This window comes from Arcicella sp. BE140 (genome assembly GCF_031456255.1).
GTDB classification, from domain to species: Bacteria; Bacteroidota; Bacteroidia; order Cytophagales; family Spirosomataceae; genus Arcicella; species Arcicella aquatica.
This window is the reverse complement of sequence record NZ_JAVDUE010000008.1, coordinates 145,483-161,576: the sequence shown is the minus strand read 5'-3', so window position 1 is coordinate 161,576 and position 16,094 is coordinate 145,483. Positions and strand designations below refer to the sequence as shown.

The window sequence follows — 16,094 nt, the reverse complement described above, 5'->3', positions numbered from 1 at the left end:
TTTTTGTGAATCTATATCCGAGACTATACTAACAATTTGATTGGATCTTCCAATAATTGTTTGAAAGTCTGCAAGAAAGCAGCACCTGTTGCACCATCCACTGTACGGTGGTCGCAAGTAAGGGTTACTTTCATAATGTTTGTCGCATAGAATTGTCCGTTTTTAACAGCAACAGTTTCTTTAATACCACCTACAGCCAAGATACATGATTCAGGTTGGTTAATAATTGATGTAAACTCATCAATACCAAACATACCCAAGTTACTAACTGTGAAAGTATTACCTTCCCAGTCTTTTGGTTGTAATTGCTTGTTTTTAGCTTTACCACCTAAATCTTTCGCCTCCGCAGAAATCTGAGAAAGTGATTTAGTATTGGCAAAACGAATAACTGGTACTAACAAACCATCTTCAACAGCTACAGCCATTCCGATGTGTACATGGTGATTGATTCTGATTTTATCGCCCAACCAATAAGAATTCACTTTTGGATGTTTTGTTAAAGCTACAGCAGCGGCTTTCATCACCATATCATTAAATGAAATTTTCACAGGAGAAATTTCATTCATTGATACTCTGGCAGTCATCGCTTTATCCATGTTGATTTCCATGGTTAAATAGAATTCTGGCGCCGAGAACTTAGATTCAGATAAACGACGAGCAATCGTTTTACGCATCTGATTCAATGGGAATTCTTCGTAGCTTTCTTCTGCAGTAATCACTGGTGCTGCTACGGCAGGTTTACCCGACGCTTTAGCAGGTGCCTCAGCAGGTTTAGGAGCAGCAGCGGCAGGAACAAAATTATCAACGTCAGCTTTTACTACTCTTCCGTTTTCACCAGTACCTTTTACTTGAGCAATGTTAATGCCTTTGTCTTTCGCTAAAGCTTTTGCTAATGGTGAAGCCTTCACTCGTCCATCCGCATCAGCTACAGGAACAGCTTCTTCTACTTTAGCTTCTGGCGCTGGTGTGTTAGTTGTAGCTGGAGCTGCAGTGCTAGCTGCAGGAGCAGCAGCCGCTTTTCCACCATTCAATAATGCTTGGTAATCAGCACCTGGTTCCCCAATTATAGCAATAACGTCATCAACATTTACAGTTTTTCCTTCTTCAAGACCGATATACAATAATGTACAAGGATTGTATTTTGTAACATCAATAAAATTATCTAAATCAAATTCCATGGTGGCTTTATCAGTTTCCACTTCTGCCAAAAGAGCATCGCCTGCTTTGATTGTATCTCCTACTTTCTTAAGCCAAGCCACCAATGTACCTTCCATCATTGTATCCGACATTTTCGGCATTCCAATTACTTCGGCTTTGATATTAGAAGTATCTACAGCTGGAGCACTTTGTTCAGGTTTCGCAGCGGCTGGTTCTTCTGGAGTAGCAGGGGCATCAGCTTTGGCAGGAGTACCACCAGATAAAAGATGTTCATAAGCTTCACCATTTTCACCAATAATAGCAATGATGCTATCTACAGGTACGGCCTTGCCTTTCTCTAAACCAATGTATAAAATTCGGCAATCTTTAAAATTGCTCAAATCCATTCTTTCGTCCAAATCAAGCTCCATCGTAGCTTTATCTGTTTCGATTTCTGCAATCAAGCCGTCACCTGGCTTTAAAGGGTCACCAACTTTTTTGAGCCATTCTGCAACAACACCTTCTGTCATGGTGTCGCTCATTTTGGGCATGGTTATGATTTCTGCCATTTTTATTATTATAGGAAAATTTACTGTTTTTGGTAAATGGTTAAATAGCCATTAGCTAAATAGTGATTTGCTGTGATAAAATTTGGGTAAATCAACAACTAAAAACTAATAAAAACAACTACACAACCAATTTAGAATTCAAAAATAAGGCTAAACACTTGGTTTCAAAAGCTATCTTGAAAAAATATAATTTTGTCTTCTTTTCATAACATGTATTTATTCTGTTAATTGAAAACACAATAACCATCAATTTATACTAAAAAAAAATAAAATTTTATATATCAATAAAACAACACTAACTTTAACCTCAACAAACCAACCCTCTTTTATTTTAAAGGCTTTCTTCCAAGGCTACCTAACCACTCTTCATTAAAAGTATTTAGATATAATATATACTATATTAAAGTCTTTGTTTTACATCTTCTCGTACTATGTTATACTAGGCTATACCATCATTAGCTATTAATTCTATTCAATCATCTGGGTTAGTTATGCAACTAGCTCTCTAAATTTCATAGATAATATGATAGACATGACTAAGTACGGAACGATTTATTTTAAAATTTTGATTTCATTAGGCCTGTGTTTTATAGCATTACTCGCTTTTAGGTATCAACAAGACTTAGAAAAAATCTTTGATAAATTAAAAAGAGTTAATTCTTTTTTAATACTATCTATCTTATTTAGGATTATCCCCTTTATAATTGTTTATGTCATCCTGCATTTCAAGGCACAGTCGGATGTTATCATTTTTTGGAAATCAGCCCAAGAAGCCCTTAAATTAAAATTAGTATACCGTGACTTCGAGTCATTATATTCACCATTATTCCCTTATATCACTGCCTTATTGCTTTTCCTTTGGAATAGCCCCGAAGCCGTCACACTCTTAATGATATTTATTGAGCTCCTTGTTCTTTGGATTACCATGATTACTTTCTCTTCCAAAAAACAATCTGCAGATTTATTCAAAACATTAATTTATTTATTACTCCCTGGTCCTTTTATTTTTTGTGTCATCGGTGGGCAAGAAGATATCTGGATGTGGGGCTTTGCTTGTTTAATCATCTATTGTTGGAAAAAACAAAAATCAGATTTTGTATTAGGCATAATCACTGGTCTTGGCTTATTATGTACTAAAGCATTTTTTGTCTTATTTATCCCTCTGATATTTTTTAAAGTAACAGACAAAGTTAAATTCTTTCTAGGCAATATAGTAGTAGGCTTACCCGTCCTTGTTTTCTTATTGTATTATGGTGGCAATTCATTCTTGATGCCTATCCGTTTGGCTCAAGAACCTATGGCTCCTAATGCTTGGTCTATTGCAAACCCTTTCATCTGGAGTTTTAACCTAGGTAATAACATTAAGGTAATCAATTGGATTGGTCTTTTTGTCATATTAGTATTTGCTTTGTGGCAGACCTACCTAAGCAGGAAATTAACCATTCAGGAATACATTCCCAAAATTTGGATAATTCTTTTTGGGTTAATGATGGTGATACAAATCGGTTCGTATGCCAATTATGTTTTCATTTATTCAATGCCTTTGATTTTTGGCTTTAACTTTTTTAATCGTAAAAGATTTATCGTCATTACCTTCCTGATACAATTCATAGCTTCTTTTCAGCCTTCGTTATGGTTTAGAATTGGCAAACCATTTTTACAATTCAAAGATTTCTCTGAGTTACGCTTTACAATGGAGTACTTTTTCGAAATTATTATATTTATCGGTGTATTATATTGGTTGAATCTGGCCATGAAAAAGCAGGAAATTTAAAGGCTATTCAGTATAAAAAATCTCTTTTATGCTTTGGATAAGTAAACACAATTTTAATGGTAAAACTCTCAAACAAAATACTAATGAAAAAAAACTTTTTATTGCTTTGTACTCTTTTATTTGGCTATAATTTCGCAATGGCTCAACAAAAAAAAGATCAAATCAAACTTGTTGTTAAAGAAAATGAAAACAAAGTAGATGTATTAGTAGATGATAAACCTTTTACAGCTTACTTCTACCCGAGCGATGCTATTCTAAAAAAACCTGTATTGTTCCCCATCCTTACATCAAAAGGTACTACTATTACACGTGGATATCCTTTTGCTACTCGTCCAGGAGAAAGAGTTGACCATCCGCACCACGTTGGGATGTGGCTTAATTATGAATCTGTCAATGGTTTTGATTTTTGGAACAATTCTACTGCTATCAAAGACCGTTCAAAATATGGAACTATTAAGCATACAGGGATTGTATCAAGTAAAGGCGGAGCAGGTAAGGCAAGTTTATCTGTAACAGCCGACTGGGTTGATACGGATGGAAAGGGTGCTACACTTTTGAAAGAAAAAACAACGTATATTTTTCATGCAAAAGGTAACCAACGTATTATTGACAGAATTACAACTTTGACGGCTCAAGACAAAGAAGTTGTTTTTAAAGATGTAAAAGATGGATTTTTTGCTATCAGAGTTGCGCGTGAATTAGAACACCCTTCTGACAAACCTGATGTTTTCGTAGATGCAAATGGTATCGAAACCAAGGTGGACAAATTGGATAACACAGGTATTACTGGTAATTATAGAAGCAGTGAAGGAATTGAAGGTGAAAATGTGTGGAGTACTAGAGGAAAATGGACAAACTTAGCTGGTAAAATCAAAGACGAAGATATTTCTATTGCCATCATCGACCACCCTAAAAATGTAAACTATCCTACATTTTGGCATGCACGTGGCTATGGACTTTTTGCTGCTAATCCATTAGGAGAGAAAGTTTTCAGTAAAGAAAAGAAAGAATTGAACTATACGTTGGCACCGAAACAATCTGTTACTTTCCGCTATCGTACAGTAATTACTTCAGGAAAAGTTAGTGATGAAACTTTAAATAAATTAGCCGCAGATTTTGCTAAATAAACTATAGTAGGTACTTCATACGTTTTATAAATAAAAAATGTATGAAGTATCTATTTTTAATATTTTTCTGTGTTGTAAGCACTTCTTTTCAAACAGAAACTTCTCTTTATGAAGTCAGTCCAAATGATTTCTTAAGCTCTGCAAAAGTCAATCAACCCATTGATGCTAGAAATCCAGATGAAGAATTACTTGATGCTACGCTATTTCATATAAGTAATTTACAACGAAAAAAATATCATCTCCCACTCTTTGCTTATTCTTCTGTACTACATCAAGTAGCATCTGAACATTCAGAAGCAATGATTAATAGGAATTTTTATAGCCACGATGACCCTTCTAGTAGAAGCAACAGAACTTTTGCCAAAAGAATCATGAACAAAACTAGTGAGTTTTCACAAATGGCTGAAAATATTGCTGAGTTTGATATTATTCAATCGAAAGAAGATATGTTTTGTCTTATTGAACCTAAAAGAAAGGGGGGTGATTTTCAATATATTGATTGTAAAACAGAAAAAACCTTGACGATGCAGACTTATAAAGAGTTGGCCACCAACATTGTAAACGAGTGGATGGATTCGCCTGGACACCGAGCAAATCTGCTCAATAAGAATTACAAGGTGATGGGCTGTGCTATCAGATTAAGTAAAAATCCTTATAAATCACAGAATAGTCCTTTTAGCAGAATCACGCAAAATTTTGGAGGATAAAGTCCAGACACACAAATACTTTCTGGAGATTTTCTATTTTTCAGGAAATTCACCTATTTGAATTGAAGCTCTTTTTGGTATCTTTGTATTTACACTAATTACCAATTAGGATTTAAAACATAAAATACATAGAATGAAATTAACTTTTTGGGGAGCTACGAGGCAGGTGACGGGTAGTATGTATTTACTTGAACTAGATGATGAATTTAAGATTCTGATTGATTGTGGAAGAAATATGGGTCGCGAAGTTGATTATACACAACCAGTAAGTAATAAAGCATTTTTTCCATTTGAGGCCTCGCAAATAAATTTAGTTCTTCTTACTCACGCACATATAGACCATTCTGGAAATATCCCCATGTTGTATCGTGAAGGTTATGAAGGGCAAGTACTATGTACTTCTTCAACCGCCGATTTGACAAGCCTTTTATTGTATGATGCAGCCAATCTGAACTTAAAAAAAGTAAAACAAGCAGAAGGAGATAGCAAAAAGAAGAAAAAGAAGATGGATAGGTTGCTCATTAAGGGCGATTTATATTTACAGAAAGACGTTGAAGATGCAATGAGTAACTTTGTTACACTTCAATTTCACAGACGATTCAGAATTGCCGATAATGCTTGGGTAACGTTTATTCCTGCTGGGCATTTATTGGGTGCGGCTCATATTATTATCGAAGTACAAGAAAATGGTGAGACGAAAAGTATCTGTTTTTCTGGTGATATCGGTAGAAAAGACTATCCTCTGCATATAGACCCTTCTACTGAAATTCCTGAGGTTGATTATTTATTGTGCGAAACTACTTATGGTGGCAGATTGCACGAAGACAAAAAAACACCAGAAGAAGCCTTAGCTGAAATCATCCAGCGTACTTGTATTGATATTCCAGGCAGGTTAATTATTCCTGCTTTTTCAATTGGCAGAACGCAAGCATTGCTTTATACTCTAAATAGGTTGTACTCTGAAAAGGGATTTACGCCGATTAAAGTATTCAGTGATAGTCCTTTAGCTTATGCTTCCACCAAAGTATATCAAAAAAACATCAAACAGCTGAATAAACAAGCTCGAGATTTTTACGAGGAAAATGATTCCTTATTTGATTTTGAAAATTTACAATACATTCAAAGTGAAAAATCAAGTAAGGCTATTTCTAATTATGCTGAACCTTGTATTATCATTTCAGCTTCGGGAATGATTTCTGGAGGGCGGGTAGAACAACACATTGCTGCCAATATCAATAATGTATATTGTACTATTTTGCTGGTAGGTTATTCATCTGAAGGAACACTAGGTTGGCGTTTAATGAATGGGCAGAAGTCATTGAAAATCAAAGATGTAGAATATCAAGTTTTAGCCAACGTTGAGAAAATTGATATTTTCTCGGGTCATGGGGACCAACAAGATTTAGTTAATTTTGTTAAGAAACAATCTCCTAAAAAGCTCAAAAAAGTGTTTTTAATTCATGGAGAAGAAGATAGTATGAATACTTTCAAGACTTTGCTTGAAGACGAAGGATATTCAAATATTGAGATTCCAGAAATGGGACAAGAATATATTTTATAATCGATTAAAAGGCTGGTCAAATCTCAAAAATTTGGTCAGTCTTTTCTTTTAGGTTGATATTTGTCTAATTTTGCGTGAATATTTTTAAAACTTCAGTTTTATTCGCTGAATTTTACCTTTCTAAAATAGTCAACGGATAATTTAATAACCGTAAAAAACTAAATATGCGTACTTTACTAGATTTTGAAAAACCTATTGCCGAGCTTGAAGCTAAATTAGCTGAAATGAAAAAATTGGCAATTGATAATAATGTAGATGTGTCTTTAGCAGCTTCACAGTTGGAAGCCAACATCGAAGAGCTAAAAAGAGAGACATTTACTAATCTAACTCGCTGGCAAAGAGTCCAACTTTCTCGTCATCCTGAACGCCCTTATACGTTAGACTATATCGAAAACATCTGTGATGAGTTTATCGAGATTTTCGGTGATAGAAATGTGGGTGATGATAAAGCAATGGTGGGAGGTTTTGGTAAAATTGGAGACCAAACAATTATGTTCATTGGTCAGCAAAAAGGAAGAAATACTAAGCAACGCCAATTGCGTAATTTCGGAATGCCAAACCCAGAGGGCTATCGCAAAGCGTTACGCTTAATGAAAATGGCAGAGAAATTTGGCAAGCCAATCGTTACTTTGATAGATACGCCTGGTGCATTTCCTGGCTTAGAAGCAGAAGAACGCGGACAAGGGGAAGCTATTGCTAGAAACATTCGTGATATGTTTATGCTAAAAGTACCTGTCATCTGTATTATCATTGGCGAAGGTGCTTCTGGTGGAGCTTTAGGGATTGCGATTGGTGATAGAGTGTTGATGCTCGAAAACTCTTGGTATTCTGTAATTTCTCCAGAAAACTGTTCAACTATTTTATGGAGAACATGGAATTTTAAAGAACAAGCAGCGGAGGCATTGAAACCAACAGCTACTGATATGTTGAAAAATGGTTTAGTAGATGGCATTATTCCTGAACCACTAGGCGGTGCCCATCTTGACTATCCGACAATCAGTCAAACTGTAAAAGATGTGATACTTAAAACGATTTCTGAACTTCAAAACATTAGCCCTGCCGAAAGAATCAATCAAAGAATTGAGAAGTTTGGTAACATGGGTGTATACAATTAGTGAAAAATATCATCTTCGACTTAGGAAACGTAATCATAGACATTGACTTTGAAAGAACATTTAAGGCTTTTACGGATATTTCAGAAAATGTAAACTGGAAAGAAAGTGAAAGAATTCTGAAAGAAAAGCAAATTTGGTCTAGATACGAAAAAGGACATTTAAGCGATGCTGAATTTAGGGCTGAAATTAGAGAAGAGTTGAAAATCACGGCTAGTGACCAAGAGATTGATACAGCCTTTTGTGCTTTATTGATGGATATTGACCCAGCAAGGATTGAGCTCATCAAAAAATTAGCCACAAAATATCAGATTTATATTCTTTCGAATACTAGCAATATTCACTTTTTAGAAGTAGAAAGAATTTTAGAGCGTGCTACAGGTATAAAGCATTTTAGTGATATTTTTCATCATGTCTTCCTTTCGTATGAAATGGGAAAGCTAAAACCTGAAGTAGACATCTACGAAACAGTGTTGAAACAAGCTAATCTGATAGCTTCTGAAACCTTATTCTTGGATGACCTGTTAGTAAACTTAGAAGGAGCTGCTGCGATAGGTATTCAAACAAAGCAAATTGTTCCTCAAGAATTTACGATTTTAGATTTATTTTCAAATGAAGTATAAAACAGAGATTATCCAAGCGGTTCTTTTCATCGTTACTTTAATAACAACAACCTTGGCAGGTGCAGAAGCAATGACTGCCAAGGCTTTTTTCTTTTTTCCCGAACCCTATCTTCTACATTTTCCTGAAGATTTTTGGCAAGGCTTTCAATTCTCTATTCCATTTTTAGCATTCCTCACTTGTCATGAATTTGGGCATTATTTTACGGCAAGGTATTATAATATCAAAACTTCCCTCCCCTATTATATTCCCATGTGGCTGAGTGTTCTAACAGATATAGGTATTGGTACATTGGGAGCTGTCATTCGAATCACGGGGAAAACGCGTTCAAGAAAACAATATTTCGATATTGGTATTGCTGGCCCTTTGGCGGGTTTTGTGGTGGCCTTGGCAGTATTGTATTATGGCTTCACCCATTTGCCTCCCTTTGAATATATTTTTACAGTACATCCCGATTATCAAAAATTTGGAAGAGAATATCCTACAGAGATAATGAAGATTCCTAAATTTATGAATGGTCAATTAGTGTTGGGGGATAATCTATTGTTTAAATTCTTTAAAACTTATGTAGCAGATCCTGCTCTTTTGCCTCCCAATTTTGAAATCATGCACTATCCATTGATTTGGGCTGGATATTTAGCATTGTTTTTTACCGCACTCAATTTATTCCCCATTGGTCAATTAGACGGCGGACATATTCTTTATGGGTTAATCGGTAAAAAGAAATTTAATATCATCTCTCCTATTATTTTTGTGGCTTTTGCTTTTTTTGCTGGATATGGAATGTTTACCATTGCCGACATTAAAAATATTGGTGTAACAGGATACTATAAATCCGAATCTGATTTCTTTACATGGCTGTTGGGGTATGTATTGTTCCTGAGAATTTGTTTTTCAAGAATTTCAGAAAATCAGCTTACCTCATGGGTATTAAGCCTGAGCGTAGTAGTAGGACAATTTATTTTGAGTTATATTCCTGCCTTAGCAAGCATTCAAGGTTTCTCAGGATTCTTCCCTTTTTTATTTTTATTAGGTAGATTTTTAGGAATATATCATCCCGAAGTAGAAATCGACGAACCTTTAGACTTCAAAAGACAGTTATTGGGTTGGGTGTCATTAGCTATTTTTATTCTTTGTTTTACTCCATATCCATTTATGCAAATTGATTTTTCTGCTAAATAATTGACTATCGGTATTGAAACAGTTAATTTCAGTAAGAAAAACGAAAGTCTGTTACACAAAACTTAATTTTCATTGCTCCTTAAAATGTTTAATTTTTTATTCAAATTCCTTTTCAAGTTAGCAGGTTGGAAACTTGTTGGCGAATTTCCAAAATATATTAAAAAAAGTATTTTGATAGTTGCTCCTCATGCAAAATCAGTAGATTTTCCTGTGGGAATTGGTGCTAGAGCTGCCATTGGTGTAAAAATGGGGTTCTTAGGTAAGAAAGAATTATTTGAAGGACCATTTGGCTGGATGTTTTATTGGCTAGGTGGTTACCCTGTAGATCGTTCAAGCAATAATCAGGTCGTTAAAGCTGTCACTACTTTATATAATTCAAAAGAAGAGTTACACCTCGTAATTGCGCCTGAAGGGACTAGAAAAGATGTTGATAAATTAAAAATGGGCTTTTATTTTATCGCAAAAAATGCCAATATTCCTATTGTGATGATTGGTTTTGATTATTCTATCAAAGCAATTGTTATCAGCGAGCCTTTTTATACAACGTCTGATTCTCATGCCGATTTAAAGCAAATTGCTTTGTTCTTCGATAAGATTGGTGGTTATAAAAAAAGCTGGGTAAGTAATTACTTAAAATATTAATAACAAAAAAGGCTTCACTAAGTGAAGCCTTTTTTGTTATAGTTTTTATGATTGTTTCAAATAATTTACCATCAAAGCACCCGCTTTTTCAGAAGCTCCTTTTGTGCCGAGTAAATTCCTAATTTCTTCGTAGCCTTTTAATTGTTCTTCTCGACTTTCTTTGTTCAATGTTATTTTGGTCAATTCAGCCTGTAGATTATCTTTGGTCAAATCATATTGAAGTAATTCCGTCACCACTTTTCGTCCTGCAATCAAATTCACTAGCGATACAAATGGTACTCTAATCACTCGTTTATATACCTGATATGCTGCCCAGCCGCCACGATAACAAACTACTTGGGGAATATTAAACAAAGCGGTTTCAAGCGTCGCGGTACCCGAAGTAACCAAAGCGGCATCAGCTACTGACAATAGATTATAAGCATCATCAACCACAATTTTTACAGGAAAAATAGATTGCCAACGAGCATACAACTCCTTAGGTAAATTAGATACCGCACCAATAACAAATTGATAGTCAGGAAATAAATACACTTGTGTAAGCATAACGGATAACATTCCTTCAATTTCTTGTTTTCTACTACCCGGCAACAAAGCGATGATAGGTTTCTGACCTAGTCGTGCTTCTTTCCTAAAATCTTGGGCAGGCTGAAAGTCTGCAATGGCATCAAACAATGGATTCCCTACATAATCAACGTCATAATCATACTTTTTGAAAAAGTCTTTTTCAAAAGGGAAAATGACGAATAATCTATCCACATACTTTTTCAGATTCAAGGCACGTGATTGATTCCAAGCCCATACCTTTGGCGAAATATAATAGAATGTCTTGATGCCTTTTAATTTAGCAAATTTGGCGACACGCATATTAAAACCTGCGTAATCAATCAGTATAACTACATCGGGCTGAAAAGCTAAAATATCTTTTTTACAAAAATTAAAAAAGCCAATAATCGTAGGAAGATTTTTTACAACCTCGAAAAATCCCATAAAGGCAAGGTCTTTGTAATGTTTTACAATTTCGGCACCAGCACCCTGCATCATATCACCTCCCCAAGCTCGGATTTCAGCAGCATTGTCATGTTTACGAATACCTTTAATCAAATTCGAGCCGTGTAAATCTCCCGAACGTTCACCAGCGATGATATAATATTTCATTTGATTTTGGATTGCAGATTTCGGATTCCTAACTATTTTGGGTGATGATTAGTACTTCATCTTTAAATCCGACATTCAAAATAAGCGTTATTCTTCCCCAAAATATTCTACAAAATTCTTTTGAGTCTCGTACAATTTTAAGCTATACAATTTAGCAGTAGACGAAGCTTCTGAAATTTTAGGGGCTAATATTTTCCAAATCTCCATGACAAAAATTTCGCAACTTGCCATTTTGCCTTGCATAAAATCTACATCAAGATTAAGATTTTTATGATCAACTTTCTCAATAACTTCTTGTTTGATGATATCACCTAACACCTTTAAATCAATTACAAAACCAGTATCAGGGTCGGGTTTGCCTTTTACGGTAACAATCAATTCAAAATTATGACCGTGCCAGTTTACATTAGCACAAGGCCCAAAAACTTCACGATTCTTTTCCTCTGACCAGCTCAGATTGTACAACCTGTGTGCGGCATTAAAATACTCTTTACGACTTACATAAACCATTGTTTTCAGTGTTTACAAGTGAAGGCATCATTGGGAAAACAATAGCAATGGATACCTATAAATATGAATAGTCCGTAAAATTACAATGAATTTATTTTCAAAAAAATTAAATCTGCGAATATCAGGCTTTCATGAATAAATTCAATTTTAAAGATTAAGCATTTTTACTTATCGTTTTTGAACAAAATCAGTAAAGAACTTAATTATAAAAGTAAAAAACTCACACAAATCTTTGAAAAATTATATTTTTTCCAAAATCTGTGTATAGTTTAAATGGAAACTTAATTTTAATTTTGATAGTTTTTTAAATTTACCTAACACGTATAAATACAATTATTATAATTGCTACTCTATGATTATTGTTACGGGTGCCGCAGGATTTATTGGAAGTTGCCTGATTCAGCGTTTGAATCAAGATAATTTCAATTATATCATCGCCGTTGATGATTTTTCTGACGAACAGAAAAATAAAAATCTTGATGGTAAAAAAATTCAAGAAAGGGTGGACAGAGAACACTTTTTTGAATGGCTAGACGCAAATTATCAGGAAGTTGAGTTTTGTTTTCACATCGGTGCGAGAACAGATACTACAGAATTCAATGTTGATATTTTCAATAAATTGAATTTGAACTACTCAAAGAAAATCTGGAAGAAATGTCATGACTATCAAATCCCTTTAGTATATGCCTCATCAGCAGCTACTTATGGATTAGGTGAATTAGGTTATGACGACAACGAGTCTTTAATTCCTCAATTAAAGCCTTTGAATCCTTACGGAGAATCTAAGAATGATTTTGATATTTGGGCTTTAAAACAGGAAGAACAACCATTTTTTTGGGCTGGCTTAAAGTTTTTCAATGTCTATGGACCAAATGAATTTCATAAAGGCAGAATGGCTTCTGTCATTTGGCATACCTTCAACCAGATTAAAAATACTGGTATGATGAAGCTATTCAAATCGCACAATGAAAACTATAAAGATGGAGAGCAAATGCGCGATTTTGTATATGTAAAGGACGTAGTAGAGGTATGCATTTATTTGATGCATCATCGTCGTAATTCTGGCGTTTACAACCTTGGTTCTGGCAATGCACGGACTTTCTTAGATTTGGTTAAAAATACATTCAAAGCCTTGAATGTTCCTGAAAATATTTCATTTATAGATACTCCTGAAGATATTAGAGATAAATATCAATATTTTACAGAAGCAAATATGTCGAAACTTCAATCAATAGGATATGATAAAAACTTTACAACTTTAGAAGATGGTGTGAATGATTATGTTAAAAATTATTTAGCTGTCGAGCAATATTATTAGTGTAATTAGCTGTGAGTTTTGAGCTATCAGCAATGAGCAAACAATAAATAGAAATTCCAAGTTGAGGTTTCAACTTGGAATTTCTATTTGGTAGTCTATGTAAAGTATACTACATCATTCACAAATCTTTCTTATGAAGGATATTCTATTTGTTCTCCTGTTTGTTTAAAGCCTTTATCTTCAAAGAGTTTCTTCCATCCTTCGCTCATAAAACCTACTCCATAGCCTATTAGCTGTACAAATACGGCAATAATGCTAAGTAAACCCACTTCAATACTTTTATTCTTAAACGTTGAATCAAGAAAATTAAGCAATACATAAATGCCTAAAATAATGATTCCTAGATAAAAGAAGGGCGTAAAAATAAAATACCACAATAGTATCGAGAAGCATCCCAGTGTAAAAACCATTGGAAAAGTATGGACTAATTTTAATTCTTTGGGAAAATATCGACTAATGTTGATACGCGCTTTACCGAAAAATCTTAACTGACGATAGAATTGAATAAAACTAGTCCTTCGTTTATGGTAAATAAAAGCCTCTGGAATTAGCCCAGACTTAAAGCCTAGTGAAATAGCCCTGATACTAAATTCGATATCCTCGCCCATTCGGGTAATGATAAAGCCTTTTGTTTTTTCATATACCTCTCTTGAAAGCCCCATGTTAAAACTTCTTGGGTGAAAAGTACCCCCTAAATTCTTTTTACTTCCACGGATTCCTCCTGTCGTAAAAATCGAAGTCATAGAATAACTAATGGCTTTTTGGATAGGTGTAAAATTCGGGTGGTCTCGGTCAGGTCCCCCGTAGAGGTCTAAATATTCGGTATTTAATTGATTCTCAACGATAGATAAGTAATCATTTTCAATCAATGCATCTGAATCTAGAATGATAAAATACTCGCCTGTAGCTTTACTGAAACCCGTATTACGGGCAAAGCCTTGCCCAGTATTTTGTTGGTAATAATAATGAATATCCAGCTTTTCTTTAAATGTTTTTACAACCTCCTCGCATTTAGTAACCGAACCATCTTCAATAATCACTACTTCAAAATGTGTATATGTTTGCTTAACCAAACATTGAAGTAACTCCTCCACTTCATCTGGACGATTATAAACAGGAATAATAATAGAATATTTGCGCATCAGGGATTTTTAAATTTGAAGGCAAATTTCGCTGTTTTTTGTATACAATGTAACAAAATGTGCAATAATACATTTTGTTACATTGTGTTTATTAACTAAGATAATAATAATTAAGCCTTGGGTTGTCTCACCTCTTTCTCCTTGACAGTCATTTCCCAATCACCAAAGCTACCATACAAAACAAACGACCCAAATCTAAATTTATCGATTAGTTCTGTTCCTTCAGAAACAGAATCAAAAAACTCTTTATCTACGGGTAATTCAAACTCGACAGCATTTACAGCATCCTTAATGTGTTTTTTGATACTTAACGAAAAATGAGATTGTTTCAAGCGTATCTTTAGTATATACTTGGGAGCATTGGCAAAACCGTTTGCTTTCATTGCTTTTAACTGTTCAGACAGTGCAGCATTTTCTTGTTTGAGGGCTTGCACTTCAGCATTATTCCCACATGATGTAAATAGTATTGTACCAATTAAAAATAGATAAATTGAGTTTTTCATGTTTGCTTAAAATAATTGAGTGAGTGAGCGAATGAGTGATTTAGTGATTAATCACTTCAACTCATTCCTTGATATAATTTATTGATTACTATTAAACACTAAAATTGAATGCCAGTGTTTCTTACATATTACTTAATATCAGGAAACTATATAAACTTTTTTAGATAATGTAAGCTCATAAGTACTTGCGTTGTAATTTGCAGAAAAATCCTTACAAATGAAATATAAAATGTTGGTGTTGGACATGGACGACACCCTACTTTCTGATGAACATCTGATTTCTGATAAGAATAAAGAGATGATTCTAAAAGCCCAAGAAAAGGGTGTTTATGTGGTTTTGGCTTCTGGCAGACCTACTCCGGCTATGACAACTTATGCCAAAGATTTATCTTTAGATAGCTACGGCTCATACATTTTGTCTTATAATGGCGGTGTGATTACTGATATGTCAAACAACGAAGTACTATTCGAGCAAAGTATTAGTACCGAGCATATTCATGAGTTGTATGATTTTAGTGTGGAAAATAATGTACACATTTTAGCATATCACGATGGGGCAATTATTACGGAATCTGAATCGGAATATATTGATTTAGAAGCTCGCCTTACTGGAATGCCACTCCGTAAAGTAGCCAATTTTAAGGAGGCTATCACAGCCCCTTCGGTAAAATGCCTGATGCTTGAAGAACCTGAGTACTTGGCGAGTGTCGGTGCAAAATTAAAAGCCCAGATTAATCATAAAAGTATCACGACTTCTAAGCCTTTTTTCTTAGAAATCATGCAGAAAGGTATCGATAAAGCCGCTAGTTTAGCAAGATTGGCAGAAAGACTGAATATTCAGGCTGATGAAATCATAGCGGTGGGTAATGCCAACAACGATTTATCAATGATTGAATATGCTGGACTAGGTGTATGGGTTGATAACGTGACGCCTGAAATTCGCCATAAAGCAGATGTGATTGTAGCTTCTAACAATGATAATGGCGTAGCTGAAGTAATTGAACGCTTTATATTGAATTAAGGAAAAGCTA

Annotated in this window: 15 protein-coding genes; 10 read left to right on the top strand and 5 right to left on the bottom strand. The window is 34.6% G+C overall.

Annotated elements, in window-relative coordinates; genetic code table 11:
• Window positions 1-23 precede the first annotated feature (23 nt).
• Window positions 24-1,706 (bottom strand): 2-oxo acid dehydrogenase subunit E2, encoded by a 1,683-nt coding sequence (locus tag J2Y60_RS13065; RefSeq protein WP_309916310.1) that lies wholly within the window; start codon window positions 1,704-1,706, stop codon window positions 24-26.
• Between the two features lie 532 nt (window positions 1,707-2,238).
• On the opposite strand from J2Y60_RS13065, the gene J2Y60_RS13060 reads away from it, so the two are divergent.
• The 8 genes from J2Y60_RS13060 to J2Y60_RS13025 all read left to right on the top strand — a co-directional run bounded on the left by J2Y60_RS13060 (window position 2,239) and on the right by J2Y60_RS13025 (window position 10,432).
• The gene (locus J2Y60_RS13060) at window positions 2,239-3,480 is read left to right on the top strand and encodes a hypothetical protein (RefSeq protein WP_309916308.1); all 1,242 of its coding nucleotides are present in this window, start codon (window positions 2,239-2,241) and stop codon (window positions 3,478-3,480) included.
• Window positions 3,481-3,563: 83 nt separating this feature from the next.
• Window positions 3,564-4,607: a PmoA family protein gene (locus J2Y60_RS13055; protein WP_409014229.1), complete on the top strand. Its 1,044-nt coding sequence runs from the start codon at window positions 3,564-3,566 to the stop codon at window positions 4,605-4,607.
• A gap of 41 nt (window positions 4,608-4,648) precedes the next feature.
• Window positions 4,649-5,314: a CAP domain-containing protein gene (locus tag J2Y60_RS13050; RefSeq protein ID WP_309916306.1), complete on the top strand. Its 666-nt coding sequence runs from the start codon at window positions 4,649-4,651 to the stop codon at window positions 5,312-5,314.
• A gap of 133 nt (window positions 5,315-5,447) precedes the next feature.
• Window positions 5,448-6,875 carry an MBL fold metallo-hydrolase gene (locus J2Y60_RS13045; protein ID WP_309916303.1) on the top strand — a complete coding sequence of 476 codons (1,428 nt, stop codon included), beginning with the start codon at window positions 5,448-5,450 and terminating at the stop codon, window positions 6,873-6,875.
• Between the two features lie 164 nt (window positions 6,876-7,039).
• Window positions 7,040-7,990, top strand: a complete 951-nt coding sequence (locus J2Y60_RS13040; protein ID WP_309916299.1) for an acetyl-CoA carboxylase carboxyltransferase subunit alpha — start codon at window positions 7,040-7,042, stop codon at window positions 7,988-7,990.
• On the top strand, window positions 7,990-8,610 hold the full coding sequence (locus J2Y60_RS13035; protein ID WP_309916296.1) for an HAD family phosphatase: 621 nt from the start codon (window positions 7,990-7,992) through the stop codon (window positions 8,608-8,610). Before J2Y60_RS13040 ends, J2Y60_RS13035 begins: the two co-directional genes overlap by 1 nt.
• Window positions 8,600-9,790 carry a site-2 protease family protein gene (locus J2Y60_RS13030; RefSeq protein ID WP_309916293.1) on the top strand — a complete coding sequence of 397 codons (1,191 nt, stop codon included), beginning with the start codon at window positions 8,600-8,602 and terminating at the stop codon, window positions 9,788-9,790. The genes J2Y60_RS13035 and J2Y60_RS13030 overlap by 11 nt, the downstream gene beginning before the upstream one ends.
• 84 nt (window positions 9,791-9,874) lie before the next feature.
• Window positions 9,875-10,432, top strand: coding sequence for a 1-acyl-sn-glycerol-3-phosphate acyltransferase (locus J2Y60_RS13025; RefSeq protein ID WP_309916290.1), 558 nt, complete (start codon window positions 9,875-9,877; stop codon window positions 10,430-10,432).
• 45 nt (window positions 10,433-10,477) lie between these two features.
• On the opposite strand, the gene lpxB is transcribed toward J2Y60_RS13025, so the two are convergent.
• A complete protein-coding gene (lpxB, locus tag J2Y60_RS13020; RefSeq protein ID WP_309916288.1) occupies window positions 10,478-11,590 on the bottom strand; it encodes a lipid-A-disaccharide synthase in 1,113 nt (370 codons plus the stop codon).
• An 87-nt stretch (window positions 11,591-11,677) separates the two neighbouring features.
• On the bottom strand, window positions 11,678-12,100 hold the full coding sequence (locus J2Y60_RS13015; RefSeq protein WP_309916286.1) for a 6-carboxytetrahydropterin synthase: 423 nt from the start codon (window positions 12,098-12,100) through the stop codon (window positions 11,678-11,680).
• A 352-nt stretch (window positions 12,101-12,452) separates the two neighbouring features.
• On the opposite strand from J2Y60_RS13015, the gene rfaD reads away from it, so the two are divergent.
• Window positions 12,453-13,418: an ADP-glyceromanno-heptose 6-epimerase gene (gene rfaD / locus J2Y60_RS13010; RefSeq protein WP_309916284.1), complete on the top strand. Its 966-nt coding sequence runs from the start codon at window positions 12,453-12,455 to the stop codon at window positions 13,416-13,418.
• 131 nt (window positions 13,419-13,549) lie between these two features.
• On the opposite strand, the gene J2Y60_RS13005 is transcribed toward rfaD, so the two are convergent.
• Together J2Y60_RS13005 and J2Y60_RS13000 are read right to left on the bottom strand one after the other, a co-directional pair.
• Window positions 13,550-14,560 (bottom strand): glycosyltransferase, encoded by a 1,011-nt coding sequence (locus tag J2Y60_RS13005; RefSeq protein ID WP_309916281.1) that lies wholly within the window; start codon window positions 14,558-14,560, stop codon window positions 13,550-13,552.
• 110 nt (window positions 14,561-14,670) lie between these two features.
• Window positions 14,671-15,063 (bottom strand): hypothetical protein, encoded by a 393-nt coding sequence (locus tag J2Y60_RS13000; protein ID WP_309916279.1) that lies wholly within the window; start codon window positions 15,061-15,063, stop codon window positions 14,671-14,673.
• Window positions 15,064-15,280: 217 nt separating this feature from the next.
• Here J2Y60_RS13000 and J2Y60_RS12995 point away from each other — a divergent pair, with 217 nt between their 5' ends.
• The gene (locus tag J2Y60_RS12995; RefSeq protein ID WP_309916276.1) at window positions 15,281-16,084 is read left to right on the top strand and encodes a Cof-type HAD-IIB family hydrolase; all 804 of its coding nucleotides are present in this window, start codon (window positions 15,281-15,283) and stop codon (window positions 16,082-16,084) included.
• Window positions 16,085-16,094 lie beyond the last annotated feature (10 nt).